Origin of the sequence: Parasphingomonas frigoris (genome assembly GCF_036663815.1) — a bacterium.
Taxonomy (GTDB): Bacteria; Pseudomonadota; Alphaproteobacteria; order Sphingomonadales; family Sphingomonadaceae; genus Sphingomonas.
The window spans coordinates 1-1,501 of the sequence record NZ_JAXOJQ010000039.1 but is presented as its reverse complement, the minus strand read 5'-3'; the positions used below and the strand labels follow the sequence as shown (position 1 = coordinate 1,501).

Here is a 1,501-nt window from a genome sequence, read left to right as displayed (position 1 = left end):
GAGGCTGTTGAAAAAGGCCTGCGCGAAATAGGCGTGGCGGATGACTGGTGACGCCGGCCACCGAAGGATACGCCCCGTATCAGGCCGGCGCGGCCTGCCGGGCGAGCAGTTGAAGGTTGTATGCCGCGGCGGCCATGGTGAACTCCTCGGCTGCTCCTAACAGGCCCCGCAGCTTGAGCGTTCGTAGCCCCAGGTTGCGCTTCAGGTGGCCGAACACGCGCTCGATCCGCTGTCTTCGACGTCGTGCGTGCACATAGGCGTCGGTGCCGGCAAGGGCGCGCACGGTATCGCGGGCTTCCTCGCTGACGAGCCGGGTGACACCCCGCTTCGGACCGATGGTGCATTTCGGCTTCAGCTCGCAGGCAGTGCAATCGGCCGGCCGGCTTCGGTAGACACGCACCTGCTTGGTCCGGTTGGTGCCGCAATAGCCGAGCAGCTTGTCCGCCGGACAGCGGTAGGCATCCGCTTTCCGGTCGTAGCGGAAGGCATCCCGGGTGAAGAAGGCTTCCCGCTGGCGGGTCCGGTCGATGACCGGGATGTATGGCGTGATGTTCCGGTTGATCAGCCAGCCGAGCAGCGGACCGCTACCATACGCCTTGTCGGCCGAGAGACTGGCGGGTTTGATGCCCAGCCTGGTGTCGGCGCGTGACACCAGCGTCCGGGTCGCCGCCACCTCGGCTGCGAAGCGGGCGGGCGTGGCCTCCACGTCGAGGATGCAGTCGGTGTCGAGGTCGAGCAGGGGGTTGATGGCGTATGCGTAGCGCGCCGGTCCGTGCTTGCAGGTGAGCGCCGCCTGCGGGTCGGTCGGCGAGATGCTGGTCGGATCGACGGGCGCCGGTTCGTCGGGGTCCGGCGGCAACGCGGCATCGAGCGCCGCCAGATATTCGGCGACGGGTCGCGATATGCTTTCCCCGGCACGAAGCTCGTCTGCGGCGTCGGCCCCCTTCAGTTTCTTCTCGCGGCTGGCGTCGGCCATGATCGTGCTGCCGTCCACCGCCAAGTCGCGCCCCGTTACCAGCCCGGCCGCGGCGCACCGCGCGACTACCTGCTCGAATAGCAGACGATGTAGGTCGCAGGCGCGGAAGCGGCCGTGCCGGTTCTTGGAGAAGGTGGAATGGTCGGGCACTCGGTCGGCCAGATCGAGCCGGCAGAACCAACGATAGGCGAGGTTGAGGTGCACCTCCTCGCACAGGCGGCGTTCCGAGCGGATGCCGAACAGATAGCCAACCAGCAGCATTCTGAGCATCAGCTCCGGGTCGATCGAGGGTCGCCCATTCGCGCTGTAGCTCGACGCCAGCGCCTCGCGCACGAAGCCGAAATCCAGCACGCCGTCGATGCGTCGGAGCAGATGGTCAACCGGCACATGCTCATCGAGCCGGAAGCCGTAGAACAGCGCGCCTTGTGCCATCTGCCGACCCATCATGACCGTGATCCCCTGCCGCCTTGCAGGAGTGAATCACGCCCTCGTCACCGTCGCAAGCAGCCATTTTTCAACAGCCTC

At 66.6% G+C, this 1,501-nt stretch carries 1 protein-coding gene; it reads right to left on the bottom strand.

Features of this window, described 5'->3' with window-relative positions; all coding sequences use genetic code 11:
• Positions 1–79: 79 nt before the first annotated feature.
• Complete coding sequence (locus U1872_RS22260; RefSeq protein ID WP_332795050.1) at positions 80–1,423, bottom strand: IS1182 family transposase; 1,344 nt, start codon at positions 1,421–1,423, stop codon at positions 80–82.
• Positions 1,424–1,501: the final 78 nt, after the last annotated feature.